Consider the following 26,577-nt stretch of genomic DNA (forward strand, 5'->3'; position numbering starts at 1 on the left):
TGCTTCATTCTGACCAAGGGAGTCAATATACAAGTCACGAGTACAACCAGCTTCTTGAGAGTCATAAAATCAAACATTCTTACAGTCGTAAAGGTTATCCTTATCACAATGCGAGCCTTGAATCTTGTCATGGTCACCTTAAAAGAGAATGGCTTTATCGTCATTCTATTAAGGACTTCAATCAAGCTAAGCATGAGGTCTTTTGGTATATTGAGAGCTTCTATAATAATAATCGAATTCATCAAGGACTCAATTATTTAACGCCCAATGAATTCGAAAATAAACAACTAAAATTAGCCGCATAGGCAGAAAGGTAATTTACCCATTTTGGTGTCCAGTTTCTTGACTTAATGTCAAAGGTAATAAAAAAATCGCTAGATGGTATTATAAATAATAATTTTTAGATAATGACAAGATAAGGTTCAAGATAGCGTAATTTACAAATAAGTTGAAGTTTCAGCCTGCCTGACTGACACATAACACCCCAAAGAGCAGTTATCTTACCTCTCTACCAGACTCAACAAAACTGTCAAGCGACAGCAAAAGAATAAATTCTTGTAAAAAATATAATTTGTGATATAATTTGATACAGAAAACTATTAGCAGTATAAAACAGAGGCTTAATGAAAACAGATTTTGACCAGGTCAATGAATGGCTGATTCAGCTCTTCCACGACTTTATGATATTAGAAGAACAGTTCCTAAAAGAATCCGACTATTCTGAGGTCACAGTGAAAGAGCTCCAACAGCTGACACTGGTCCATACGCTGGGTTCTTGCCGGGCAACCGATATTGCCAAAAACCAGAAGCTGGCCCTCTCGACCATCACGATTACGCTCAACCGCCTAGAAAGCAAGGGCTACATCAAGCGGGACCGCTCTGAAAAAGACCGTCGGGTGACCCATGTCGCCCTGACTGACGAGGGAGAAGCCCTCTGTGCCAAGCATAGAGAGTACTTCCGTAGCATTACTGAAAGCCTGATGAATTCCGTCTATGGCACCACAGAAAACAAGTTGGCTGGCGAGCTTTCGAGCTTGCACAAGCATCTTGAGGATATGAAATAAATGCCTTTTGCAAAAATAAAAGCTGTCGCACACAGCGTGCCAGAGCAAGTCGTGACCAATGACGACCTGGCAAAAATCATGGATACTAGCGACGAATGGATTTATTCCCGAACCGGTATCAAACGACGTCACATCTCTATCGATGAAAACACCTCAGACTTGGCCGCCCAGGTCGGCCAAAAACTCCTTGAGCAGACGGGCTACGAGGCGGATACGCTCGACTTTATTATCGTCGCGACCATCACACCAGATTCGACCATGCCAAGCACGGCGGCTCTTGTTCAGTCTAAAATAGGAGCAAATCGGGCCTTTGCCTATGACTTGGCTGCGGCCTGCTCAGGCTTTGTCTTTGCCTTGTCCACAGCTGAAAAGCTGATTGCTGGCGGCTACAAGCGGGGTATGGTCATCGGGGCCGAGGTCTTCTCCAAGTCCATCGACTGGACAGACCGGACCACAGCCGTCCTCTTTGGAGACGGGGCTGGCGGTGTCTTGCTTGAAGCCGATGACAGCCAACCGCTTGTGATTGCTGAAAAGCTTGAGAGCGATGGTAGCCGTGGTGGCAGTTTAACGGTGAATCAATTAGAGCTAAATTCTCCCTTTTCTGATATAATAGAGAAGGAAAAAACAAGCCTCCAGATGGATGGCCGGGCCATCTTTGATTTCGCTGTCAGAGACGTGCCAAAGAACATCAAGGCTACGCTTGAGCTGGCTGACTATGAAGTGGACGATATCGACTACTTCATGCTCCACCAGGCTAATTCAAGGATTCTTGATAAGATGGCGAAAAAACTCGGTGCTGACCGGGAAAAATTCCTCCAAAATATGGAAGAATACGGTAACACCAGTGCGGCGACCATCCCGATTCTCTTGTCAGAAGCTGTCGAATCTGGCAAGGTCCGCCTGGACGGCTCACAAAAGCTGGTCCTGACTGGCTTTGGTGGGGGCTTGACCTGGGGAAGCCTGGTCATCCACATTTAATAACACAATGGTTATAACCGCAGCCTAGCTGCTTATAATAAAATATTTTCTAAAATTAAAGGAGAAATATCATGGCTGTATTTGAAAAAGTGCAAGATATTATCGCAGACGAACTTGGCAAAGAAAAAGACGAAATCCAAATGGATACAACCTTTGAAAGCCTTGACGCTGACTCACTTGACCTCTTCCAAATCATCAACGACATCGAAGATGAATTCGACGTTGAAGTTGACACTGACGAAGACCTCAAGACTGTCTCTGACTTGGTGAAATACGTAGAGGCAAACGCTAAATAAGAATGAAAGAGGCTCGACAGATTCTGTCAGGCTGCCTTTGTTGGCAGTAGAGCCTCTCTTTTTCTTCTTTCCACTTCATTAGAAAATGCAAAGTAAAATGACAAAAACAGCCTTTTTATTTTCTGGTCAAGGGGCCCAAAAACTGGGCATGACCAGGGATTTATATGATACTTATGATGTCGTCAAAGCGACTTTTGACCGGGCAAGCGAGCTCCTGGGCTATGACCTGAGAGAGATCGTCGACTCAGACGAAGCCAAGCTCAATGAGACCCAATACACCCAGCCTGCGATTTTGACAGCCTCTGTGGCCATTCTTCGCTTACTTGAAGAACACGGCGTCAAGCCTGACATGGTAGCCGGCCTTAGCCTTGGCGAATACACAGCCTTGGTAGCTTCTGGAGCACTCAGCTTTGATGATGCCGTCCAGCTGGTGGCTAAGCGTGGTCAATACATGACTGAAGCTGCTCCGACCGGTTCCGGTAAGATGGTGGCGGTCATGAACACTGACCCAGCCCTGATTGAAGAAATCTGTCAGAAGGCGGCTTCTAAGGGTATCGTGAGTCCAGCCAACTACAACACGCCGTCACAGATTGTCATTGGCGGAGAAGTTGAGGCCGTTGATTATGCCGTTGAACTCCTGCAAGAAGCCGGAGCCAAACGCCTGATTGAGCTCAAGGTCTCTGGCCCCTTCCATACGGCCATTTTAGAGCCTGCCTCCGTCAAGCTGTCGGCTGAACTCGAGAAGGTCAACTTCTCTGCCTTCCAGCTCCCGCTGATTTCCAACACGACCGCCCAGGTCATGAAGAATGATGAGGTTAAGGCCTTATTGACCCGCCAGGTCAAAGAACCGGTCCGCTTTTATGAGTCTGTCGCGACCATGCAGGAACTCGGTGCGACTCGCTTTATCGAAGTCGGCCCAGGCAAGGTCCTCTCTGGCTTTATCAAGAAAATCGATAAGTCTGCTGACTTTAGCAATGTAGAAAATCTGGCAGATTTTGAAAAATTAACAGGAATTTAATTATGGATATTAAAAATAAAAACGTCTTTATCACAGGTTCGACCCGTGGAATTGGTAAGGCGATTGCCATGCAGTTTGCACAGGCAGGCAGTAACGTCATCATCAACGGCCGCTCTGCGATCACAGACGAGCTCTTGAGCGAGTTTACAGCTCATGGTGTCAAAGCCATCGGGATCTCTGGCGACATCTCAAGCTCAGAAGATGCCAAACGCATGGTCGCTGAGGCGACTGAAGGTCTCGGCTCTGTCGACATTCTCGTCAATAACGCCGGCATCACCAAGGATGGCCTCTCGCTGAAAATGTCTGAAGAAGACTTTGAGAGTGTCCTTAAAATCAATCTGACCGGTGCCTTCAACATGACGCAGGCTGTCCTCAAACCTATGACCCGGGCCCGCGAGGGAGCGATCATCAATATCAGCTCAGTCGTTGGCCTCATGGGGAATGCTGGTCAAGCCAACTATGCGGCCTCAAAAGCCGGCCTTATCGGTCTGACCAAGTCAATCGCCCGTGAAGTCGCCGGCCGTAACGTCCGTGTTAACGCTGTCGCTCCAGGTTTCATCGATTCTGACATGACGGCAGAGCTTTCTGACAAGGTCAAAGAGATGATGCTGGGACAAATCCCAATGAAGCGTTTCGGTAGCCCAGAAGAAGTGGCGACTGTCGTGACCTTCCTGGCTGAGCAAGACTATATGACAGGTCAAGTCCTGACCATCGACGGTGGCATGGTCATGTAAGATGAAAAAGTTTAACTTTTTTCATCTTTCGTTTATAATAAGTACATTCGCTTGGCTACAGATGCTGATTTTTCATCAGCTTGTTGACCAAAGTTTGATGGCAATCGCTTTGATTTCTTTTCTAGGCCTGGCCTACTGCCTGGTCAAGAGAAAGTATCTGGCCTTTAACATCATAGGCCCTCTGGTCTTTCTACTAGAGGTCATCTATCTACTGATGAGCCTGACCCTCTTTTGGGTCGGCCTCTCATTTCAATAAAAGGAGTAAACAATGACAAATCGCGTCGTTATTACAGGATACGGTGTCGTATCTGCTATCGGGAACAGCCCAGAAGAATTTTGGAACAGCCTCAAATCTGGCAAGAGCGGGATTGGTCCTATCACCCACTTTGATGCTGAAGCAACAGGCATTTCAGTAGCAGCAGAAGTTAAAGATTTTCCATTTGATAAATATTTTGAGAAAAAAGATGCCCGTCGTATGGATACTTTTAGCCTTTACGCTGTGCATGCTGCGCTTGATGCCTTTAACATGTCAGGCTTGACAGAAGAAAATACTGACTTTGACCGTCTCGGCTGTATCATGGCTTCTGGTATCGGTGGTTTGGAGCAATCACAAAAGAATGCCCAGGTTATCGCTGCTAAAGGTCCACGTAAAGTGGCACCACTCTATGTACCACTTGCCATTGCCAATATGGCGACAGGTAACGTAGCCCTCCGTACCGGAGCCCGTGGTGTTTCACGTGCCGAAGTCACTGCCTGTGCGGCTGGTGCCAACTCTATCGGTTCAGCCTTCCGTGAAATCAAACACGGCTACGCTGACGCCATGATTGCCGGTGGTGCTGAAGCAGCCATCTGCGAACTCGGTATTGCTGGTTTTGCGAACCTGACTGCCCTCTCTAAGCAGACCGACCCAACAATCGCCTGCCGCCCATTTGACAAAGACCGTGATGGTTTTGTCATGGGTGAAGGAGCTGGTGCTGTAATCCTTGAAAGCCTGGAACACGCCCAAGCACGTGGTGCCAATATCCTTGCTGAAATCGTCGGTTACGGTAACACCAACGATGCCTTCCACATGACGACACCATCTGGTACAGGTGCTGAAAAAGCCATCCAATTGGCACTCGATGAAGCCGGTCTTAAGGCCGAAGAAGTGGACTATGTCAATGCCCACGGAACTTCAACTCACGCCAACGAAGAAACTGAAAGCAAGGCCATCCACAATGTCATCGGTGACAAGGCCCTGGTCTCATCTACTAAGTCATTCCACGGCCATGCCCTCGGCGGAACAGGCTCTATCGAAGCTGTTGCGACCATTATGGCTATGGAAAATAACTTTGCTCCAGTCAACGCTGGAACAAAAGAACTTGACGAAGGCATGACCATCAACGTTGTCCTCGGTGAAGGTAAAGAAGCAAACATCGATGTTGCCATCAGCCAAGACTTCGGTTTTGGTGGTCACAACGCCGTGCTTGCCTTTAAGAAATGGACTGGAGAATAAGAAGTAAAATGAACATCAAAGAAGTAGAAGAACTCCTCCACGAGTTTGACCAATCAAGTCTCCGTGAATTTGCTTGGAACAATGGCTCTGACCAGCTCTCATTTTCTAAAAATGACGGCCATGCTGCTCCCGCTGCAGCAGTTGCGAATCCAGTAGCAGTCGCAGCTCCAGTAGCACCTGCCGCTAGTGAGACAGCAGCTCCAACTGAAGCGGTAGCTTCAGCAAATAGCTCAGCTGAAGGCGAAGCGGTCACAAGTCCCCTCGTCGGCGTGGCTTACCTCAAGCCAGCCCCTGATAAATCTGAATTTGTCAAGGTCGGTGACACAGTCAAAAAAGGCCAGACCCTCCTCATTATCGAGGCGATGAAGGTCATGAATGAAATCCCGGCTCCAGCTGATGGTGTCGTGACTGAAATCATGGTCAGCCCTGAAGATGTCGTCGAATACGGCCAAGAACTGGTTCGTATCAAATGAAAAAAGAGATTAAAGTAGATGCAGATGTCTCAGGTGCTTTTTACGGCACTGGATTTCTGCTTGCTCTAGGAATGAATCTTGCAGTGACCAACAACTGGTGGTCAGCTATCTGGCACGGCTTCTTGAGCTGGGGCTATGTAGGCTACTGGTTTGTAAAGTTTCTGACTCATTCCCTATAAGGAGATTAAATGTCTGAAGTAAACATCGACGTCACAAAAATCATGGAGGCCCTGCCTCATCGATATCCTATGCTCTTAGTAGACCGGGTGATTGATATCTCAGAAGATGAAATCACAGCGATTAAGAATGTGACTATCAATGAAGAATTCTTCCAAGGTCACTTCCCGCAATACCCAGTCATGCCAGGCGTCCTTATCATGGAGGCCCTGGCTCAGGCTGCCGGTGTTCTTGAGCTTTCAAAGCCTGAAAACAAGGGGAAGCTCGTCTTTTATGCCGGCATGGATGATGTCAAATACAAGAAGCAGGTTGTGCCAGGCGATCAACTGGTTCTCCATGCTAAATTTATCAAACGCCGTGGTCCGATTGCAGTCGTAGAGGCTGACGCCAAGGTCGACGGAAAGCTTGCGGCGAAAGGGACTTTAACCTTCGCTCTGGGTAAATAAGGAAGTATTATGTTTAACAAAATTCTCATCGCCAATCGTGGCGAGATTGCAGTCCGGATTATCCGTGCAGCCCGTGAACTCGGTATTGAAACCGTCGCGATTTATTCAGAAGCAGATAAGGATGCTCTCCACGTGGCACTGGCTGACGAAGCCATCTGTGTCGGGCCAGCCCGTGCGACCGATTCATATCTCAATATGAATAATATCCTTGAAGCAGCTATCGCTACTGGAGCGCAAGCCATCCACCCAGGCTTTGGTTTCTTATCAGAAAACTCGAAGTTTGTCGGCCTCTGTGAAGAGATGAATATCAAATTTATCGGCCCATCTGCAGAAGTCATGGACTCAATGGGAGACAAGATCAATGCCCGAGACCGGATGCGTAAGGCCGGTGTCCCTGTCACACCGGGTTCTGAAGGCGAAGTCTACACGACCGATGAAGCGCTAGCTATTGCTAATGAAATCGGCTATCCTATCATGCTCAAGGCCTCTGCCGGCGGCGGTGGTAAGGGCATCCGTAAGGTTTCTTCAGCTGAAGAACTCATCCCTGCCTTTGAAGCGGCTACAGCAGAAGCCAAGGCCAGCTTCGGGAACGGCGCCATGTTCATCGAGCGGATGATCTATCCTGCCCGTCACATTGAAGTGCAAATTCTTGGTGATAGCCAGGGCAATGTGATTCATCTTGGAGAACGGGACTGCTCACTTCAAAGGAATAACCAGAAGGTCCTTGAAGAAAGTCCTTCTGTCGCCGTTGGGGCTAGCCTCCGTGAAAAAATCACCTCTGCTGCGGTGATGGCAGCCGAAGCGGTGGGCTACGAAAATGCGGGTACCATCGAGTTCCTCCTTGATGAAGCCTCAGGCAATTTCTACTTCATGGAAATGAACACCCGTGTCCAGGTCGAACACCCAGTCTCTGAGTTTGTCTCTGGTGTTGACATTGTCAAGGAACAAATCCGGATTGCTAACGGTGAGGAACTTTCTGTCAAGCAGGAAGACGTGCATTTTAAGGGCCACGCCATCGAATGCCGAATCAATGCTGAAAATCCTAAATTCAACTTTGCTCCAAGTCCAGGAAAGATCCAAAGCCTCTACCTACCGTCAGGTGGTGTCGGCCTCCGTGTTGACTCTGCCATGTACGCAGGCTACACGATTCCGCCATACTATGACAGCATGATTGCCAAGGTCATCGTCCACGGCGAAAACCGCTTTGAAGCCCTGATGAAGATGCAGCGGGCCCTGATGGAGTTTGATGTGGAAGGCCTGACGACCAATATCGACTTTCAGCTCGAGCTCATCTCTGACCCTCATGTCATCGCAGGCGACTATAATACAGGTTTCTTGGGAGAAACTTTCTTACCTGAATATTTGAAAGAAGACTAATGCATAGTCTTTTTTTATGTCTTAAAAACAGAAAGAATCTCTGCCAGATCCTTAAATTTTTGGTATAATAAGGGATAGTTAATTATTTGAAATGTCAAAGGAAAAGAAGCATGGCCCTCTTTCAAAAGAAAAAGTATATTAAAATCAATCCCAATCGGGCGGTGAGAAATCAAGAGCAAGTTCAGCCAGAAGTGCCAGATGAGCTCTTTGCAAAATGTCCGAGCTGTAAGCACTCGATTTACAACAAGGACCTGGGCGATGAGAAGATTTGCCCACATTGTGGTTACAGTTTTAGAATTACCGCTTCAGAGCGTCTGGCCTTGATTGCTGATGATTTTGAAGAAATGTTTACAGGGATTGAAACGAAGAACCCACTGGATTTCCCAGGCTATTCTGAGAAATTGGAACAGACGAAGGCGAAGACTGGGCTTGATGAAGCCATCGTCACAGGGATCGCGACAATCAAGGGACAAAAGACAGCCCTTGCTATCATGGATTCAAGCTTTATCATGGCTTCAATGGGGACGGTGGTCGGTGAGAAGCTGACCCTTCTCTTTGAGCATGCGACAGCTGAAAGGCTTCCCGTTATCGTCTTTACGGCCTCTGGTGGGGCCCGCATGCAGGAGGGGATTATGAGCCTCATGCAGATGGCAAAGATTTCTGCTGCCGTTAAGCAGCATTCTAATGCCGGCCTGCTCTATATCACGGTTTTGACAGACCCTACCACAGGCGGTGTGACCGCGAGTTTCGCCATGCTGGGTGATATTATCCTGGCTGAACCCCAGTCACTGATTGGATTTGCCGGCCGTCGGGTCATCGAGCAGACCGTCCGCCAGACCCTGCCTGATGACTTCCAAAAGGCTGAGTTCCTGCAGAGTCATGGTTTCGTAGATGCCATTGTTAAGCGGACAGAGCTCAAGGAAAAACTCGCATTCTTGTTGGAGGTGCATCATGTCTAAGATTGCTGAAATTATTAATAAAGCCCGGGCGGCTGACCGAATTTCTGCACGTGAAATTTTTGAGACGGTCTTTGATGACTTCTTCGAGCTTCACGGCGACCGTCAGTTCATGGACGATGAAGCCGTAGTGGGCGGCATTGCTAGGTTTGAAGGACAGGCGGTCACAGTCATCGGAATTCAAAAGGGTAAAAACCTTGAAGAAAACCTGGCGACCAACTTTGGTCAACCCTCACCAAATGGCTACCGCAAGGCCCTCCGCCTGATGAAGCAGGCCGAAAAATTTGGCCGTCCAGTCATTACTTTTGTCAACACAGCAGGTGCCTACCCAGGGATTGAAGCCGAAGAACGGGGACAGGGTGAAGCCATTGCCCGCAATCTCCTTGAGATGTCCGACCTCTCCGTGCCCGTCCTGACCTTTATCACAGGTGAAGGCGGCTCTGGTGGTGCACTGGCCTTGGCGGTTGCCAATAAGGTCTACATCCTTGAAAATGCCGTCTATTCGGTCTTATCACCAGAAGGCTTCGCGACCATCTTATGGAAGGACGGTTCACGGCGTGATGAGGCGGCGGAGCTCATGAAGATGACTTCTGACAAGCTCTTTGAGAGCGGGGTTGTTGACGGTGTGATTGCTGAGGATAACTTGGAAGAGAATCTGAAGACAGCGATTCGTGAGAATCTGGTAGAGCTCTCTGGCATGTCTTCTGAAGAACTTGAAAAACAGCGTTATGAACGTTTTAGGAAATATTAAGAGCAGTAGCTCTTTTTTTTTGAACTCCAATACTTAGACAGAGTCAAAATCATCCGTCAAATCTGAGTCATCGCTATTTTTTAGACTTGTCTTTGAATGATCTCATTCTTCACCTCAAACATCTAATTGAATAAAACTGAATGAAATTAAAATCCAAGGTGAAAGGAAAAAATATGGCAACAAAAGAAAGATGGCGGGAGTATTTCAAACTGATAAATGATAGAGAGCCGACCTTGGAAGATTTTCGGACAGCCATTAAAAATGGAGAGATTGAAAATATGTCGGATGCATCAGAGAATGATGCGACAATCCCCAATATAAACAAGACGGGTGATATTCCGCCTAAAGAAGAGCATCCAAAAATTCAGACGGAACAAAAAGTTACGCAAACAGCTGAGGCGAATAAAGTAGGAAATATTACGCCGACTACTGTTCTAGGAGTGAAGTCTCTGGCGAGCTCATACGCCTCAGGAAACCGGATAACCTATTTGCAAAAGAAACAACAATCTGTGTGGGGAGTTGTGGTCATAGCTATCGTTGCGATTGGCTTTGCAATATGGGGAATCGGAAATATCGTCAATACGGGAACGCCACCTAATGGCACATACCACGCAACGAGTGATACGATAAGTGAAAATATCGGACTGCTCTACTTCGTGACAGATGCTGATAAGATTACTTTTACAGAAACATCCTCAACTGGAGGCTCGTGGAGTTATCAGACGGGCGACTATGGTAGTGGTAGTGGCAGTACGGATGGAACATATTATGTTTCAGGGGGGACATTGACGATGTCCGGTTACACGCTAGGAACGAAGCAGTTTAAGTATAGTAAAAATCTTTGGGGAAAGATTAGTCTTAAGGACACTTCAAACGATGTAACACTCACTTTTAAGAAGTAAAACAATAAACGAAAGAGAACTATCGCGGGTGGATTTTCAGAAAGCTGTAAAAACGCTGAGATAATTGCTTTACTTATACATTTTATAGGAGAAATAATATGAAAAAATTAAAAGTAGCTGTGATAATCCTGCTTATGATGCTTGGTTTCGGGGGACTAGCCGCTTGCTCAAATTCGAGTACGGATCAGCAAGCAGCCAGTGAATTAACTCAGGATAAGGTATATAATTACCTTCAGGAAGCTCAATATACAGGTCTTTCAAAGTTCAATCAAACCTTTGAGGGATTGGATGATGCCTGACATTAAGTCAAGAAACTAGACACCAAAATGGGTAAATTACCTTTCTGCCTATGCGGCTAATTTTAGTTGTTTATTTTCGAATTCATTGGGCGTTAAATAATTGAGCCCTTGATGAATTCGATTATTATTATAGAAGCTCTCAATATACCAAAAGACCTCATGCTTAGCTTGATTGAAGTCCTTAATAGAATGACGATAAAGCCATTCTCTTTTAAGGTGACCATGCCAAGATTCAAGGCTCGCATTGTGATAAGGATAACCCTTGCGGCTGTAGGAATGTTTGATTTTATGACTCTCAAGAAGCTGGTTGTACTCGTGACTTGTATATTGACTCCCTTGGTCAGAATGAAGCAATAGACCCTTAGAAGTGCCTCTAAGTCGAATCGCTTTCTCTAGTGTTCTATTGACTAAATCAGTCGTCATTCTCTGACTGATGTCCCAGGCAATGATTTTCTTAGAATAGCGGTCCATAATCGTTGAGAGATAAACCCAGCCTTGGGTCTGTGTATGAATGTAAGTAATGTCCGTTGACCAAACTTGATTCATTGCGTGAGGTTCAATAACGATAAGATTCTCTCTTGAAATATTATCTGACTTATTTCTCGCAGGTTTAAATTTCTTATTAACAACTGACTTTATTCCTTGTTCATGCATGAGCTTCTGGACAAGTTTAAGACCAACAGTTATTCCTTTTTGAGCCAACTGATGATGAATTTTAGGCGCACCATAAATTTGTTTAGAGGATTCATAGAGTGATTTAATCTCAAGGGCTAAAGTTCTTCTACGTTGTTCTGAAGAAGAAAGTTTCCGTTGTGTTTGGTCATAAAAACTCGAGCGATTGAGTCCAAATAGGAGGCAAGATTGGGTAATATTTAAGTGTTCTTCTTGAATCATCCGAATCATTTCTGGGTTGGTCATTTCTTTTTCTCGGCGAATAGGGTCAATACTTTTTTTAAGAGGTCACGTTCTTCTTGGACACGAGATAATTCTTTCTTGATGGCAATAAAATCAGCCTTAGAGTACTCTTGTCCTCCTTTCTTTGAGTATTTTTCAATCCATTTATAAAGTGTCGTTTGTGCAATACCATATTCGCTTGATAGACTCGGAACACTTTGCCCTGAGTCATAAAGTTCTACTAGAGTTTCTTTGAAACCTTGTTCATATCGTTTAACCATAAATTGAGTGTACCAAATTACCTAAACGGCTGTCCATTTTTCTAGGATAACATCACATGTTCAAATATAACGGAAAAGCGATTGTTGTCGATTACGAAAACGGCTATCTCTTCCAGATTGATTATCTCAGTGATAGCGAACTCAAGTTTACCTCGCTCAAAGAGCGGACCGATGGTGGTCCGATGACTGAGACAGAAACTTACTTCTATAAAGAGTTGGCTGATGATATTTTCTTTGTCAACTGGGTCGAAGAAGCAGGCGTGGTCGTCTCTCAGATTCTTGATTTCAATAAGATGGAAGTCGATACCTTTATGACCTGGGATCAGGAAGCTGCTCGGGGTGGTCGTGGACATCTGGTGAATCATGGTGTGATTCGCTTTCCTGAGTGATTTACTAAGGGCAAGATGATGAAAAACACTTCAATTGAGAGGTGCTTTTTTTGACTAACAAGCTTCTATGACCTAATATCTCTGAAAGTAGTGATAGGCAAGAGCTACTGATGTTGGCGAACTGCTGACATTTTCAATAAGAAAATAACCAGCAAAAGCAAAGCTTTTCCCCGCCTTCCCCACCGATATGTTATAATTTAGAAAAAGCCAAAGAAGGAAAACCTATGCCAGTAACCGTCGCTGACCTGATGAAAAAAATCACGTTCACCCCTATCTATATCACAGAGACTGCCTTGAAAAAGGAAATTTCCACCTCAGATATTCTCAGGCCGGGCCTGGAGATGTCGGGCTATTTTGACTACTTCCAGCCTGAACGTATCCAGCTTTTTGGGATGAAGGAGTGGTCTTATGCCATGAATGTGGTCGGCGATGAGCGCTATGACCTCTTCAAGGCCATCATGACTGAGGTAACGCCTGTCATCATCGTGGCCCGGGGCTTAGAAGTACCGGACGAGATGGTTGCGGCAGCCAAGCGACAGGATGTGGCCATTCTCCAGTCAAGAGAGGGGACCAGCCGTCTGAGCTCGATCATTACGACCTATCTGGATGAAGAGCTGGCCGAACGCTTTACCATTCACGGTGTCCTCATGGATATTTATGGGGTCGGTGTCCTGATTCAGGGGGCTAGTGGGATTGGTAAGTCTGAAACGGCCCTTGATTTGGTCGGGCGTGGACATCGTCTGGTCGCTGACGACCGGGTTGATGTCTACCAGCGGGATGCCTTCACGCTTGCTGGCGAGCCGGCTGAGGTCCTTCGAAACATGCTTGAGCTCCGTGGTGTCGGCATCATTGATGTGATGAACCTTTATGGTGCCCGTGCCGTCAAATCTTCTTCAGACGTGACCCTTGCGATCTATCTTGAACCTTTTGATACAGAAAAAGAATTTGACCGCCTGGGCAATGGCATCCATCATGTCAGCTTCGCTGAAGTTGAAGTGCCCCAGATTACGATTCCGGTTAAGACCGGTCGAAACGTGGCCAGTATTATCGAGGCAGCAGTTATGAACTTCCGGGCCAAGGCGATGGGCTACGATGCCACTCAGACCTTTGAAGACCGCCTGACCGCCCTGATTGAACAAAATGAAAGTGAAAAGAATTAAGACATGCAAGAAATTTCACTGCCAAGCCTGGCCCTGAGTAAAATTGCCTTACAACTTGGCCCCTTTGCCATTCACTGGTACGCGATTTTCATCACGCTGGGCGGTGCCATCGCCTTTTGGCTGGCCCTGCGAGAAGGAGCCAGAAAGAAGATATCTTCAGATGATGTGACAGACCTGATGATTTGGTCGGTCCCCTTTGCCTTGGTCGGAGCCAGGGCTTACTATGTCATCTTCCAGTGGGGCTACTACAGCCAGCATCCTGACCAAATCATTGCCCTCTGGGACGGTGGTGGAGCCATCTATGGCTCGTTAATTGCCATTGCCATCGTCATCTTCGTCTTTTGTTACTACAGAGTACTCCGGCCCCTAGACATGATGGACATCTATATTCCAGGCATCATGCTGGCCCAGGCCATGGGTCGCTGGGGAAATTTTGTCAATCAAGAAGCTTATGGACGTGCCGTCAGCAATCTCAACTGGCTTCCTAGATGGATGCAGAAGCAGATGTACATCGACGGGGCCTACAGGCTCCCGACCTTTTTATTTGAAAGTATCGGCAACCTGATTGGCTTCGCCCTCATCATGCTCTTCCGCCATCGCCTCCATCTCAAACGAGGCGAAGTCTTCTTTTTCTACCTTATCTGGTACGGCAGTCTCCGCTTCATCGTTGAAGGCATGCGGACAGACAGCTTGATGATAGGACCCTTGCGTGTGTCGCAGATGCTCTCGGCCGTTCTTGTCCTTGTCGGCCTAGTCTTGATTATTGTGAGAAGAAAAAGAAAAACGTTAAAAGTGTAGTAGAGGAAATTCTGAAAACACTGTGAAAAAGGCAAATGGCGAGACCGTAAGGGCTCGCCATTTAGCGATGTAAGGAGAAAAACATAGTTTTCCTTATTCTGGCTCCCAATGCTCCTGGAGGTCACATTGCTGGGTCAGAGCTCTTTCCAATCGAACTAGCGGCCCCACTGTGTCTTGCCCGATTTCCGGAAGGAAAGGCTACCTATCAAAAGAAGTAAAACAGCTTCTTTTTTATTCTCAAGAAAATATAACAGAATCCGAAATATGCCTAACTGTACTAGTAAAGAAAGTGATTACATTTCAGATTTCGTATTGATTTCCCTTTTCTGTATGATATAATAATCATGTACACTAAAACAGTCGTTATAGACAAAGGAGACTTGCAACCATGAAAACAGAAGTCACAGAAAACATTTTTGAACAAGCCTGGGACGGGTTCAAAGGAACTGACTGGCAAGATAAAGCCAGCGTTACTCGCTTCGTGCAATCTAACTACACGCCTTACGATGGAGACGAAACTTTCTTGGCAGGTGCGACAGAACGTACCCTCAAAGTAAAGAAAATCATTGAAGACACTAAAGCTCACTATGAAGAAGTCGGCTTCCCATTTGATACTGATGTCGTTACTTCTATCGACAAGATCCCTGCAGGCTATGTTGATCCAAACAACAAAGACCTTGAATTGATCTACGGTATGCAAAACAAGGAACTTTTCCGTTTGAACTTCATGCCAAAAGGTGGTTTGCGTGTTGCTGAAAAAATCTTGACTGAACACGGTCTTGAAGTAGATCCTAAGCTCCATGATATTCTCAGCCAAACAATGACTTCAGTAAATGACGGTATCTTCCGTGCTTACACTTCAGCTATCCGTAAAGCACGTCACGCTCACACTGTAACAGGTTTGCCTGATGCTTACTCACGTGGACGTATCATTGGTGTTTATGCACGTCTTGCCCTCTACGGTGCCGATTACCTCATGAAGGAAAAAGCTAAAGAGTGGGATGCCATCACTGAAATCAACGAAGAAAACATTCGCCTTAAAGAAGAAATCAACATGCAATATCAAGCATTGCAACAAGTTGTAAACTTCGGTGAACTTTACGGTCTTGACGTTCGTCGTCCAGCAATGAACACTAAAGAAGCCATCCAATGGGTGAACATCGCCTACATGGCAGTATGTCGTGTCATCAACGGTGCTGCAACTTCACTCGGACGTGTACCAATCGTTCTTGACATCTATGCAGAACGTGATTTGGCTCGCGGAACATTCACAGAAGAAGAAATCCAAGAATTTGTTGATGACTTCGTATTGAAACTCCGTACGATGAAGTTCGCTCGTGCTGCTGCCTATGATGAGCTTTACTCAGGTGACCCAACATTCATCACCACTTCTATGGCTGGTATGGGTAACGACGGACGCCACCGTGTCACTAAGATGGACTACCGTTTCCTCAACACTTTGGATACCATCGGTAACGCGCCAGAACCAAACTTGACAGTCCTTTGGGATTCTAAACTCCCATACTCATTCAAGCGTTACGCCATGTCTATGAGCCACAAACACTCTTCAATCCAATACGAAGGTGTTGAAACAATGGCTAAAGACGGTTACGGTGAAATGTCTTGTATCTCTTGCTGTGTGTCTCCACTTGACCCAGAATCAGAAGAAGGCCGCCACAACATCCAGTACTTCGGTGCCCGTGTAAACGTGCTTAAAGCAATGTTGACAGGTCTGAACGGTGGTTATGATGACGTTCATAAAGACTATAAAGTCTTCGACATCGAACCTGTCCGTGACGAAATCCTTGACTACGATACCGTTATGGCAAACTTCGACAAGTCGCTTGACTGGTTGACTGATACATATGTTGATGCGATGAATATCATCCACTACATGACTGATAAGTACAACTATGAAGCAGTTCAAATGGCATTCTTGCCGACAAAAGTTCGTGCTAACATGGGATTCGGTATCTGTGGTTTCGCAAATACAGTAGACTCACTTTCAGCAATCAAATACGGACAAGTTAAGACTATCCGTGATGAAAATGGCTACATCTACGACTACGAAACAACTGGAGACTTCCCACGCTATGGTGAAGATGATGACCGTGTCGATGACATCGCTAAACTCGTGATGAAGATGTACCACGAAAAACTTTCACGTCACCAACTTTATAAGAACGCTGAAGCAACTGTTTCACTCCTTACCATCACTTCAAACGTGGCATACTCTAAACAAACTGGTAACTCACCAGTCCACAAGGGTGTATTCCTCAACGAAGATGGTACAGTGAACAAGTCTAAACTTGAATTCTTCTCACCAGGTGCGAACCCATCTAACAAGGCTAAGGGTGGATGGCTCCAAAACTTGCGTTCACTCGCTAAATTGGACTTCAAACATGCCAACGACGGTATTTCATTGACAACTCAAGTCTCACCACGTGCCCTTGGTAAGACCCGTGACGAACAAGTCGACAACCTCGTTCAAATCCTTGATGGCTACTTCACACCAGGCCAATTGATGGCTGGTACAGACATGGCTGGTCAACACGTTAACTTGAACGTTATGGACCTCAAAGACGTTTATGACAAGATCATGGCTGGTGAAGATGTTATCGTACGTATCTCTGGATACTGTGTTAACACTAAATACCTCACAGCAGAACAAAAACAAGAATTGACTGAACGTGTCTTCCACGAAGTCCTTTCACAAGATGATGATGAAGTAATGCATACATCTAACATCTAATTGAAATTGAAAGTCCCTTTCGGGGCTTTTTTGCTAGACTTTTGAGGAAAGATTGCGACCAAGGGGAGCAATCTTGACCAAAAGTCTGCAAAAAAGGTGGCGAATAAAGAAAGCGAAGCTTTCCACTTTTGTACCTTGCAGGCGACTTTTCCCTTCGGGTTGGGGATGTTTCTAGTAGTGGGTGCTCGCGGAACTAGCTTCGATTGTTGCTAAGCCCTACTTAGCCAACAACCTCACATCTTCGATATGAGGTCAGGCTGTCCCGGAAGTCTAAGTGCTAAAACACTAAGACCCTCGGGCAGTCTCGCTTGCACGAGCCGTCGCAGGGCAAAGCAACACTACTTGCGGATTTCCGCTCCGCGGATTACACGACAGCAGAGCTGTCGGTAATCCCACTACTAGAAAATCCCCTGAGCTAGCCCTTCGGCCGTTTGGCTAAGCCAAAGCCGCGAAGCGGTCCGCCTTTCAAAGGCGGAAAGGCGAAGTCCTTATTCTAATAACGCGAAGCGATTCGCCGCAGGCGAGGGCGAAGCCCTAAAAAAGGGGATTTTCTAATAATGGGAAGACAAGCAGCTTTGCTGCTTAGTCTTCCGCACAGGGGAGATCCGCAAGTACTATTTCTTAGTGGCTCGACGGCTCCCGCAGGGAGACTAAGAGACACTTAGAAATAGTCGAAGCTAGCTCCCCGAGCACTCCATTATTAGAAACATCCCCAACCCCGAAGGGAAAAGCCGCCTGCAAGGCACAAATCCCCCGAGGGATTTTCATTGCATTCTCCTCCAAAAGAAGCTATACTAGATAACATGAATTACCTCTTTTACACAAAAAAAGACCGGGTGACCAGCTCGATACGGGACTGGCTTCTCCGGGAAGACATAGATTTTATTGAGTTGCCGACCTCAGAGATGACGATGACGCATCTGAGGGAAATCCTCAGCCTTTGTGAGGATGGCTTTGACAACATCATCAACTACCAGTCCTACGAGTATCAGACCCTTTATGAGGAAGTCGGAAACTTTTCTGAACTCAAGGCCAACTTCTTTATGAAGCTCCTCCTCATGCATCCTCAGGTCTTCAAAAACGGCCTTTTGGTCAATTTTGAGAAGAAGCAACTGACAGTAGGCTTTTCTGCTGAGCAAATCCGTACCTTCCGCTCAAGAAACCGCAGGGATACTGCCCGTGTGATGCGGGGTGTCACTCTCTATGGCTATCGTGCCATCAATTTTGGTAAATCTGATGCGACTCAGGGCGAAAAGAAAATCAGAGTAGACAAGGGCTAAAAGTAAGCTTTTAGCTCTTTTTTATCTGAGAAAATCACAGAAAATCCCAGTTAAAATCTCGTTCATTTCCTCTAAAAGTCTTGTATAATGGTCTTAATTAGGAAAGGAGAACAAAATGGAAGATAAACAAGCACTCAAGGCCCGGCTTTCTGCAGAAAGCTACCGGGTCACTCAGGAAAACGGCACAGAGGCTCCTTTCACGAACGAATTTGATGACTTTTTTGAAAAAGGCCTCTATGTCGATATTGTCAGTGGCGAGCCCCTCTTTACTAGTGAGGACAAGTATAATTCTGGCTGTGGCTGGCCGGCCTTTACCAAGCCCATCGACCGCAAGCAAATCCAGGAGAAGCGGGACCAGTCTCATGGTATGGAACGGGTCGAAGTTCGTTCTAAAGGGGCAGACAGCCACCTGGGCCATGTCTTTACAGATGGGCCTGCCGCAGAAGGCGGCCTGCGTTACTGCATCAACTCTGCTGCCCTTCGCTTTGTGCCTTTTGAAAATCTTGAAAAAGAAGGCTACGGAGAATATAAAGACAATTTTAATTAAAATCCGAACAATAAAAATAAAAAGCTGGAGCGAAGTTCACTCCGTCTTTTTTTTCACTGTTAAAAAAGTTAGACTTAGATTATAGAAAACAAGGAGGCTGTTGTGACAGAAAAAGGGGAATTGCTCTACGAGGGCAAGGCGAAGAAGCTTTACAAGACAAGCGATGAAGGCGTGCTTTGGGTGGCATACCAGGACCAGGCGACCGCTCTTAATGGAGCCCGGAAAGAGCAGATTGCCGGCAAGGGTGAGCTCAATAATCAGATTACATCATTGATTTTTGAGAAGCTCAATCAGGCCGGCTTTGAGACGCATTTCATCAAAATGCTCTCTAAAACCGAACAATTAAATCGTGAGGTAGAAATCATTCCTCTGGAAGTGGTCTTGCGCAATGTGGCGGCTGGTTCCTTCTCAAAGCGCTTGGGGATCAACGAAGGTGAAGTCCTGCCTGAGCCAATCGTCGAGTTTTACTACAAGGACGATGCCTTGGACGACCCCTTTATCAACGATGAGCATGTTCGCTTTTTGAATCTGGCCACAGAAATTGAAATCGAGTATCTGAAAAAGGAAACCCGCCGGATCAATGACTTTTTGAAGGCGATGTGGGCTGAGCTGGACTTGACCTTGATTGATTTCAAGCTGGAGTTTGGACGACTTCCTGATGGGCAGATTATTCTGGCAGATGAGATATCGCCGGATACCTCAAGACTCTGGGCGGCAGATGGTTCGCACATGGATAAGGATGTTTTCCGCCGGAACTTGGGTGACTTGATTAGTGTTTATGAAAAAGTGTTAGAAAAATTGGAGGCAGCAAAATAATGGCAAAAATCGAAGTGTATGTGACTTACAAAGACTCAATCTTAGACCCTCAAGGGCAAGCAGTACAAAAGGCAGCAGCAAAACTTGGCTTTGACCAAATCTCAGGCGTTCGTATCGGGAAATACTTTGAGATTGAAGTGACGGGGGATGTGGCTTCTGCTCAAGAGCAAGTTGAAAAGCTTTCTAATGAGTTGTTGGCTAATCCAAATATGGAAACATATCGTGTGGAGGTTTCTGAATGAAGTTTGCAGTGATTCAATTTCCAGGCTCAAACTGTGACTTTGACTTGCTTTGGGCGATTCGTGACATCATGGGCGCTGAAGCCGAGTTTATCTGGCATGACAGCGACTCGCTCGAAGGCTTTGACGGCGTCTTAATTCCTGGTGGTTTCAGCTATGGAGACTACCTGCGTTGTGGTGCGATTGCTTCATTTGCCAATATCATGCCAGAAATCAAGCGCTTGGCAGAGGAAGGGAAACCTGTCTTTGGCACTTGTAACGGCTTCCAAATCTTGATTGAAGCTGGACTTTTGCCTGGCGCGCTTATCCGTAATGACAGCTTGAAGTTTGTCAGTAAATGGCAAGGGCTGCAGGTTAATAATCAAACGGATTTTACCAGTGAATATGCAGAAAATGAAGTGATCAAACTCCCGATTGCCCACGGAGAAGGCCACTATATCGCTGACGAAGCAACACTTGCGGACTTGAAAGCGAATAATCAAATTGCTTTCACTTATGTCGGCAAAAATCCAAATGGTTCCGTAGAAAACATCGCAGGAATTACCAACAAAGCAGGAAATGTCCTCGGCATGATGCCCCACCCAGAACGTGCGGTTGAAGCACTCCTCGGTGGGGCTGACGGTGCGAAGTTGTTTGCGAGTGTTTTGAAGAATTTTGTCAATAAAGAAGAAGAGGTAAAGGCTTAATGACCATCGAAATGAGTCCAGAACAAATCCGCGACAGTAAAATCTACCTCGACTGGGGACTGTCAGAGGAAGAATACGCAAAGGTTCAAGAAATCTTAGGCGGTCGCCTTCCGAACTTTACGGAAACAGGCATGTATGCGGTCATGTGGTCTGAGCACTGCTGTTACAAGAACTCTAAACCCGTTTTGAAAAAATTCCCGACAACTGGACCTCAAGTCCTGATGGGGCCTGGTGAAGGTGCTGGTGTCGTTGATATTGGCGATGACCTCGCGGTGGTCTTCAAGGCTGAAAGCCACAACCATCCCTCTTATGTCGAGCCTTACGAGGGCGCGGCGACAGGTTCTGGCGGGATTATCCGTGACATCTTCTCGATGGGTGCCCGTCCGATTGCTATTCTCGATAGTTTGCGTTTTGGTCAAATTGACAATCAAAAGACTCGCCATATCGTTGATCAAGTCACTGCTGGGATTGCGGGTTACGGTAACTGTATCGGGATTCCGACCGTTGGTGGTGAAGTTGCCTTTGACGAAAGCTATGCAGGCAATCCTTTGGTCAACGTTTTGTGTGTCGGTTTGATTGAACACAAACATATCCAAAAAGGTCAAGCCAAAGGTGTGGGCAATTCGATTTTCTACGTGGGTGCCAAGACCGGTCGTGATGGCATTCATGGTGCCAGCTTTGCCTCTAAAGAATTTGGTTCTGGAAATGAAACCCAGCGTTCAGCGGTTCAAGTCGGCGATCCATTTATGGAGAAATTGCTCCTTGAAGCTTGTATTGAAGTGATTCAAGAGCACGGCGATGTGCTTGTTGGCATTCAAGATATGGGTGCTGCTGGACTTGTTTCTTCAACATCTGAAATGGCATCTAAAGCGGGTTCGGGCCTTGTCTTGAATTTGGACGACGTGCCACAGCGTGAAACAGGCATGATTCCTTATGAAATGATGTTGTCAGAAAGTCAAGAACGGATGGTGCTTTGTGTTAAAAAAGGACACGAAGAAGAAATTGTCAATGTCTTTAAGAAATATGACCTTGATGCGGTCAATATCGGTCATGTGACGGATGACGGCTTCTATACCCTTTACCATAAAGGTGAAATGGTCGCTCAAGTCCCTGTAGATTCCTTGGCTGAAGATGCACCGACTTATTACCGTGAATCAGAAGTCCCTGCGCGTATTGCTGAGTTTGGGGCAGCAGAGAAGTTCATTCCTGAAGTGAAAGACCCAGCAAGCACTTTGAAGGCGATCATGGCACAACCTACGATTGCATCTAAACGTTCAATCTATGAGACCTATGACTCTCGTGTGATGACAAATACGGTCGTTGCACCAGGCTCTGATGCCGCTGTCCTGCGTGTGCGTGGCACGCGTAAAGCCCTTGCCATGACAACCGATTGTAACGCCCGCTATCTCTATCTTGATCCAGAAAAAGGTGGCGCGATTGCAGTTGCTGAGGCGGCACGAAACATTGTCGCCTCAGGTGGGAAACCTTTGGCTATCACAGATTGTCTTAATTTTGGAAATCCTGAAAAGCCAGAACAATTCTGGGAATTGTCGACTGCTGCTGACGGTATTTCACGTGCCTGCTTGGCTTTGGATACACCCGTTATTTCTGGGAATGTTTCACTTTATAATGAAACCAACGGTTCAGCGATTTTGCCAACACCAATGATTGGTATGGTTGGCTTGATTGAAGATACTGACCAGATTACCACGCAAGATTTCAAGTCTGCTAGCGATGTGATTTACCTGGTCGGTGAGACAAAGGACGATTTTGCAGGCTCTGAGCTTCAAAAGATGCTGACAGGCAAGCTGTCAGGGACCATCGACTTTGACCTGGAAGCTGAGAAGGCCAATCAAGACCTTGTCTTGAAGGTGATTCAGGCTGGTATTGTGGCTTCAGCGCACGACTTGTCAGAAGGGGGGCTGGCTGTTGCCTTGGCTGAGTCTGCCTTTGCAGGTAAGTTTGGTGTTGATGTGACGACTGGCTTGTCATCAGCACAGCTCTTTAGCGAGAGTCAGGGACGCTTTGTCCTGTCTGTGAAGCCTGAGGCTGTAGCTGATTTTGAGGCTCTGGCAGGTGCTCAGGCGACGAAGCTGGGAACTGTGACAGAAGAAGCCGTGCTGAAAATCGACGGCCTTGAATTGGCGACGGATGAGCTGTTTGAGATTTATGAGACAGCGATTCCTAATTTGATGAAATAGGATGAATCAGGTTGAGAGACCTGGTTTTTATTTTGCCTACTATATAGCAATGGTCAAAAACTCTCCTATTTTCTTGAGAGTCAAAAAAGCATAGAAATAGGCTAAATGAAGAAATAATATCATCACCATTTTAGAAAAGAAGCTATGACTTGTTCCGACTCTGACACAAACCAAACCAAAGCTTTGAAATTGTTTATTTTGAGGAAAATCTGCTAGAAGAAGGCTAGTCTAAGAAAACTAAGGAGATTGAGGGCTTTATCTATGCTGTCGCTATCAAACGAAAATACTCTAAATTACTGTCCTAGATTAGGCCAAACCAAAACCTAAAAATCCGAACAATTAAAAAAAGACCAAGCCAAATTCCCGACTTAGTCTTTTTATTAACGAACAATAAAGATAAAATAAGACTATAACGTAAGAAAAGCGAAGAAAAATCGGAGAAGAGATGGTTTACGAAGTGAAGAGCTTGAATGAGCCCAAGGGCTATGAAATTCCCCTTGATGAGGCAAAGAGTCTGAATGAAGAGTGTGGCCTTTTCGGCATCTGGGGGCATCCCCAGGCTAGTCAGCTGACCTATTTTGGTCTTCATGCCCTGCAGCACCGTGGACAAGAAGGGGCGGGTATTCTGAGCAATGATGGCGGACGCCTCATGCGACACCGGGACCTTGGCCTTGTTACAGAAGTCTTCCGTGAAGAAAAAGACCTGGCTGACCTGACGGGAACGTCTGCGATGGGACACGTCCGCTATGCGACAGCGGGTTCGGCGGATGTCAATAACATCCAGCCTTTCCTTTTTGACTTTCACAATGGCTCGCTGGGGCTGGCTCATAACGGCAATTTGACCAACGCTAAGAGCCTCCGCTGTGAGCTTGAAAAGAATGGGGCGATTTTCTCATCCAGCTCTGACACTGAAATCCTCATGCACTTGATTCGGCGCAGTCATCATCCGGACTTTATCGGCCGGGTGAAAGAGGCTTTGAACACGGTCAAGGGCGGCTTTGCCTACTTGATGATGACGGGCAATGCCTTGGTTGCTGCCCTTGATCCAAATGGTTTCCGGCCCTTATCGATTGGCAAGATGTCCAATGGTGCCTGGGTGGTGGCCAGTGAAACTTGTGCTTTTGATGTGATTGGGGCGGAATTCGTCCAAGATGTGGAGCCAGGGCAGATTGTTGTCATTGACGACAGCGGCATTCACTTTGACCAGTATACGACAAATACGAATCTCACGATTTGCTCGATGGAGTATATCTATTTCGCTCGGCCTGACAGCACGATTCATGGAGTCAATGTTCACACGGCTCGTAAACGCAGCGGTCGGATCTTGGCCCAGGAGGCTAACATCGATGCGGATATGGTGATTGGTGTGCCAAATTCTAGCCTCTCTGCGGCTTCCGGCTATGCGGAGGAATCTGGTCTGCCCTATGAGATGGGCTTGATTAAAAATCAATATGTGGCCAGAACCTTTATCCAGCCCACGCAAGAGCTTCGCGAGCAGGGCGTTCGTATGAAGCTTTCTGCTGTGCGTGGCGTGGTGGAAGGCAAGCGGGTCATCATGGTAGATGACTCCATCGTGCGTGGCACGACCAGCCGACGGATTGTGAACCTGCTGAAAGAGGCGGGGGCAGCAGAAGTCCATGTGGTGATCGCCTCTCCACCACTCGCCTATCCATGTTTCTTCGGTATCGATATTCAGAGTCGTGAGGAGCTGATTGCAGCCAGCCATACAGTTGAGGAAATCAAGGAGGCCATCGGGGCTGATAGCCTGACCTTCCTGTCACAGCAGGGTCTGGTCGATGCAATTGGCCACGACGACCTCTGCCTGTCCTACTTTGATGGGGTATATGAGACAGGGCTTTATGATTATGAAGAAGAGTATTTAGCAAGCTTGAACAAGATGTAAGATGAGTCCGCTTAGAAAGCTGGAAATTTAGGAAATCACAGCTTCTGCCGAAGGCAGGTTCTCGGATTTGTCTCATTTCCCAGCTTTCTGGCTCATCGAACTCAATTAAAAAAGGAGCAAATAATGTCAAATAATGCATACGCCCAGTCGGGTGTGGACGTTGAAGCAGGATATGAAGTTGTCGAACGGATTAAAAAACATGTGGCAAGGACTGAGCGAGCGGGCGTTCTTGGTGCCCTTGGTGGCTTTGGCGGGGCCTTTGACCTGTCAGCGACAGGCGTGAAAGAGCCGGTCCTGATTTCAGGCACTGACGGTGTGGGGACCAAGCTCATGTTGGCGATTCAGGCCGACAAGCACGATACGATTGGGATTGACTGCGTGGCCATGTGTGTAAATGACATCATTGCGGCTGGTGCCGAGCCCCTTTACTTTCTCGACTATATTGCTACGGGAAAGAATATCCCTGCCCAGCTTGAGCAGGTGGTGGCAGGAGTTGCTGAAGGCTGTGTTCAGGCCGGTGCCGCGCTTATCGGTGGGGAAACCGCTGAGATGCCCGGCATGTATGGCGAGGGTGACTATGACCTGGCGGGGTTTGCGGTCGGTGTGGCTGAGAAGAGCCAGCTGATTGATGGCGAGCGGGACGTACAGGCAGGCGATGTCCTGATTGGCCTGCCTTCTTCTGGTGTTCACTCGAACGGCTATTCATTGGTTAGAAAGATTATTTCACAGATGGAAATGACGGCCGAACTTGAGGCCAAGCTTCTCGAGCCGACGAAAATCTATGTCAAAGAGGTCTTGCCCTTGGTCAAACAAGGCCTCCTGCACGGAATTGCCCATATCACAGGCGGTGGTTTCCATGAAAACATCCCCCGCATGTTTGCTAAGGGCCTGACCGCCGAGATTGAAGAAGGCAGTTGGCCTGTCCTCGAGGTCTTCCAGCTGCTTGAAAAAGAAGGGCAAATCAAGCATGATGAAATGTTTGAAATCTTTAATATGGGGATTGGCATGGTCCTTGCCGTCGCACCTGAAAATGCAGAGACCGTCCTCGCCCAGGTCAAAGGCTACAAGATTGGCCAAATGACCGAAAATCAAGGCTCAGGAGTCATCATCAAATGAGAATCGCCATCTTTGCTTCCGGAAATGGAACAAACGCTGAAGCTTTAGCCAAGGCCTTTCCCGACCAGGTCAAGTTGATTTTCTCAGACCACCGGGATGCCTATGTCTTGGAGAGGGCTGAGCGGCTGGGCATAATGACAGAAGCCTTTGAGCTGAGAGAATTTGACGGCAAGCGAGCCTATGAAGAGGCGATTGTGGCCCTGCTAGAAGCTCAAAAGATCGACCTGGTCTGCTTGGCCGGCTATATGAAGATCATCAGTCAGACCCTCCTGTCGGCCTACGAGGGCCGTATAATCAACATCCATCCCTCCTATCTGCCGGCCTTTGGCGGGACCCCGCATGCGATTGAAGAATCCTGGCAGGCCAAGTCAGGCCTGGGCGTGACGGTACATCTGGTCGATGCCGGTGTGGATACGGGGATGATCATTGCCCAGAGGAAAGTTCCGTATATGGAAAAACTCGAAGACTATGAGGTGAGACTTCATCAAGTAGAACACGAACTTTACCCTGAAGTCATCAAAAATTGGATTGAAAAAGAGCAGTCATAAT

Annotated in this window: 30 protein-coding genes; 29 read left to right on the forward strand and 1 reads right to left on the reverse strand. The window is 46.8% G+C overall.

The annotated features are described in order from the left end of the window. From NtB2_RS01415 to NtB2_RS01490, 16 genes are all read left to right on the forward strand, one after another. A partial coding sequence (locus tag NtB2_RS01415; protein ID WP_165814932.1) for an integrase core domain-containing protein occupies positions 1-305 on the forward strand: 305 nt, incomplete at its 5' end. A 318-nt stretch (positions 306-623) separates the two neighbouring features. After that, the gene (locus NtB2_RS01420; protein ID WP_109245164.1) at positions 624-1,064 is read left to right on the forward strand and encodes a MarR family winged helix-turn-helix transcriptional regulator; all 441 of its coding nucleotides are present in this window, start codon (positions 624-626) and stop codon (positions 1,062-1,064) included. Continuing rightward, entirely contained in the window at positions 1,065-2,042 is a 978-nt protein-coding gene (locus NtB2_RS01425) for a beta-ketoacyl-ACP synthase III (protein ID WP_109245165.1), read from the forward strand. A 71-nt stretch (positions 2,043-2,113) separates the two neighbouring features. After that, the gene (locus tag NtB2_RS01430) at positions 2,114-2,338 is read left to right on the forward strand and encodes an acyl carrier protein (RefSeq protein ID WP_109245166.1); all 225 of its coding nucleotides are present in this window, start codon (positions 2,114-2,116) and stop codon (positions 2,336-2,338) included. Between the two features lie 97 nt (positions 2,339-2,435). Continuing rightward, on the forward strand, positions 2,436-3,356 hold the full coding sequence (fabD, locus tag NtB2_RS01435) for an ACP S-malonyltransferase (RefSeq protein ID WP_109245167.1): 921 nt from the start codon (positions 2,436-2,438) through the stop codon (positions 3,354-3,356). Between the two features lie 2 nt (positions 3,357-3,358). Continuing rightward, positions 3,359-4,090: a 3-oxoacyl-[acyl-carrier-protein] reductase gene (gene fabG, locus NtB2_RS01440; protein ID WP_109245168.1), complete on the forward strand. Its 732-nt coding sequence runs from the start codon at positions 3,359-3,361 to the stop codon at positions 4,088-4,090. 61 nt (positions 4,091-4,151) lie between these two features. Beyond that, positions 4,152-4,346 carry a hypothetical protein gene (locus tag NtB2_RS01445; RefSeq protein ID WP_109245169.1) on the forward strand — a complete coding sequence of 65 codons (195 nt, stop codon included), beginning with the start codon at positions 4,152-4,154 and terminating at the stop codon, positions 4,344-4,346. Positions 4,347-4,358: 12 nt separating this feature from the next. Then, positions 4,359-5,585 carry a beta-ketoacyl-ACP synthase II gene (gene fabF, locus NtB2_RS01450; RefSeq protein ID WP_109245170.1) on the forward strand — a complete coding sequence of 409 codons (1,227 nt, stop codon included), beginning with the start codon at positions 4,359-4,361 and terminating at the stop codon, positions 5,583-5,585. Positions 5,586-5,593: 8 nt separating this feature from the next. Next, positions 5,594-6,058, forward strand: coding sequence for an acetyl-CoA carboxylase biotin carboxyl carrier protein (gene accB, locus NtB2_RS01455; RefSeq protein ID WP_109245171.1), 465 nt, complete (start codon positions 5,594-5,596; stop codon positions 6,056-6,058). After that, positions 6,055-6,237 carry a hypothetical protein gene (locus NtB2_RS01460; RefSeq protein ID WP_109245172.1) on the forward strand — a complete coding sequence of 61 codons (183 nt, stop codon included), beginning with the start codon at positions 6,055-6,057 and terminating at the stop codon, positions 6,235-6,237. The genes accB and NtB2_RS01460 overlap by 4 nt, the downstream gene beginning before the upstream one ends. A gap of 9 nt (positions 6,238-6,246) precedes the next feature. Continuing rightward, positions 6,247-6,681, forward strand: coding sequence for a 3-hydroxyacyl-ACP dehydratase FabZ (gene fabZ, locus NtB2_RS01465; protein ID WP_109245173.1), 435 nt, complete (start codon positions 6,247-6,249; stop codon positions 6,679-6,681). Between the two features lie 9 nt (positions 6,682-6,690). After that, positions 6,691-8,058 carry an acetyl-CoA carboxylase biotin carboxylase subunit gene (accC, locus tag NtB2_RS01470; protein ID WP_109245174.1) on the forward strand — a complete coding sequence of 456 codons (1,368 nt, stop codon included), beginning with the start codon at positions 6,691-6,693 and terminating at the stop codon, positions 8,056-8,058. Positions 8,059-8,168: 110 nt separating this feature from the next. Next, the gene (accD, locus tag NtB2_RS01475; protein ID WP_109245175.1) at positions 8,169-9,017 is read left to right on the forward strand and encodes an acetyl-CoA carboxylase, carboxyltransferase subunit beta; all 849 of its coding nucleotides are present in this window, start codon (positions 8,169-8,171) and stop codon (positions 9,015-9,017) included. Next, entirely contained in the window at positions 9,010-9,765 is a 756-nt protein-coding gene (gene accA, locus NtB2_RS01480) for an acetyl-CoA carboxylase carboxyl transferase subunit alpha (RefSeq protein ID WP_109245176.1), read from the forward strand. Before accD ends, accA begins: the two co-directional genes overlap by 8 nt. Positions 9,766-9,938: 173 nt before the next feature. Then, positions 9,939-10,667, forward strand: a complete 729-nt coding sequence (locus NtB2_RS01485; protein WP_125194929.1) for a hypothetical protein — start codon at positions 9,939-9,941, stop codon at positions 10,665-10,667. 98 nt (positions 10,668-10,765) lie between these two features. After that, positions 10,766-10,966 (forward strand): hypothetical protein, encoded by a 201-nt coding sequence (locus tag NtB2_RS01490; RefSeq protein ID WP_109245178.1) that lies wholly within the window; start codon positions 10,766-10,768, stop codon positions 10,964-10,966. 48 nt (positions 10,967-11,014) lie between these two features. Here NtB2_RS01490 and NtB2_RS01495 read toward each other — a convergent pair. Further along, a protein-coding gene (locus NtB2_RS01495; protein WP_109245179.1) for an IS3 family transposase occupies positions 11,015-12,141 on the reverse strand; the annotation gives its coding sequence in 2 pieces (ribosomal slippage) (positions 11,015-11,925 and positions 11,925-12,141; 1,128 coding nt in all). A 56-nt stretch (positions 12,142-12,197) separates the two neighbouring features. Between NtB2_RS01495 and NtB2_RS01500 the strand changes: the two genes are divergently transcribed. From NtB2_RS01500 to purN, 13 genes are all read left to right on the forward strand, one after another. Beyond that, positions 12,198-12,530 (forward strand): MoaF-related domain-containing protein, encoded by a 333-nt coding sequence (locus tag NtB2_RS01500; protein WP_109245180.1) that lies wholly within the window; start codon positions 12,198-12,200, stop codon positions 12,528-12,530. Between the two features lie 224 nt (positions 12,531-12,754). Then, a complete protein-coding gene (gene hprK / locus NtB2_RS01505) occupies positions 12,755-13,690 on the forward strand; it encodes an HPr(Ser) kinase/phosphatase (protein ID WP_109245181.1) in 936 nt (311 codons plus the stop codon). 3 nt (positions 13,691-13,693) lie between these two features. Continuing rightward, positions 13,694-14,488, forward strand: coding sequence for a prolipoprotein diacylglyceryl transferase (lgt, locus tag NtB2_RS01510; RefSeq protein WP_109245182.1), 795 nt, complete (start codon positions 13,694-13,696; stop codon positions 14,486-14,488). Positions 14,489-14,876: 388 nt separating this feature from the next. Beyond that, entirely contained in the window at positions 14,877-17,240 is a 2,364-nt protein-coding gene (gene pflB / locus NtB2_RS01515) for a formate C-acetyltransferase (RefSeq protein ID WP_109245183.1), read from the forward strand. Positions 17,241-18,043: 803 nt separating this feature from the next. Further along, positions 18,044-18,520 (forward strand): ArsC/Spx/MgsR family protein, encoded by a 477-nt coding sequence (locus tag NtB2_RS01520; RefSeq protein WP_109245184.1) that lies wholly within the window; start codon positions 18,044-18,046, stop codon positions 18,518-18,520. 115 nt (positions 18,521-18,635) lie between these two features. After that, positions 18,636-19,067 carry a peptide-methionine (R)-S-oxide reductase MsrB gene (gene msrB / locus NtB2_RS01525; protein ID WP_109245185.1) on the forward strand — a complete coding sequence of 144 codons (432 nt, stop codon included), beginning with the start codon at positions 18,636-18,638 and terminating at the stop codon, positions 19,065-19,067. A 102-nt stretch (positions 19,068-19,169) separates the two neighbouring features. Next, positions 19,170-19,883 carry a phosphoribosylaminoimidazolesuccinocarboxamide synthase gene (gene purC, locus NtB2_RS01530; protein WP_109245186.1) on the forward strand — a complete coding sequence of 238 codons (714 nt, stop codon included), beginning with the start codon at positions 19,170-19,172 and terminating at the stop codon, positions 19,881-19,883. Continuing rightward, positions 19,883-20,125 carry a phosphoribosylformylglycinamidine synthase subunit PurS gene (gene purS, locus NtB2_RS01535; RefSeq protein ID WP_109245187.1) on the forward strand — a complete coding sequence of 81 codons (243 nt, stop codon included), beginning with the start codon at positions 19,883-19,885 and terminating at the stop codon, positions 20,123-20,125. The genes purC and purS overlap by 1 nt, the downstream gene beginning before the upstream one ends. Continuing rightward, positions 20,122-20,808 carry a phosphoribosylformylglycinamidine synthase subunit PurQ gene (gene purQ / locus NtB2_RS01540; protein ID WP_109245188.1) on the forward strand — a complete coding sequence of 229 codons (687 nt, stop codon included), beginning with the start codon at positions 20,122-20,124 and terminating at the stop codon, positions 20,806-20,808. Before purS ends, purQ begins: the two co-directional genes overlap by 4 nt. Then, complete coding sequence (purL, locus tag NtB2_RS01545; RefSeq protein ID WP_109245189.1) at positions 20,808-23,009, forward strand: phosphoribosylformylglycinamidine synthase subunit PurL; 2,202 nt, start codon at positions 20,808-20,810, stop codon at positions 23,007-23,009. Before purQ ends, purL begins: the two co-directional genes overlap by 1 nt. 445 nt (positions 23,010-23,454) lie before the next feature. Beyond that, entirely contained in the window at positions 23,455-24,912 is a 1,458-nt protein-coding gene (gene purF / locus NtB2_RS01550; protein ID WP_109245190.1) for an amidophosphoribosyltransferase, read from the forward strand. A 123-nt stretch (positions 24,913-25,035) separates the two neighbouring features. Then, positions 25,036-26,028, forward strand: a complete 993-nt coding sequence (purM, locus tag NtB2_RS01555; RefSeq protein WP_109245191.1) for a phosphoribosylformylglycinamidine cyclo-ligase — start codon at positions 25,036-25,038, stop codon at positions 26,026-26,028. Continuing rightward, positions 26,025-26,576 carry a phosphoribosylglycinamide formyltransferase gene (gene purN / locus NtB2_RS01560; RefSeq protein ID WP_109245192.1) on the forward strand — a complete coding sequence of 184 codons (552 nt, stop codon included), beginning with the start codon at positions 26,025-26,027 and terminating at the stop codon, positions 26,574-26,576. Before purM ends, purN begins: the two co-directional genes overlap by 4 nt. Position 26,577: the final 1 nt, after the last annotated feature.

Source organism: Lactococcus termiticola (assembly GCF_003116835.1).
In the GTDB taxonomy this organism is placed as follows: Bacteria; Bacillota; Bacilli; order Lactobacillales; family Streptococcaceae; genus Lactococcus; species Lactococcus termiticola.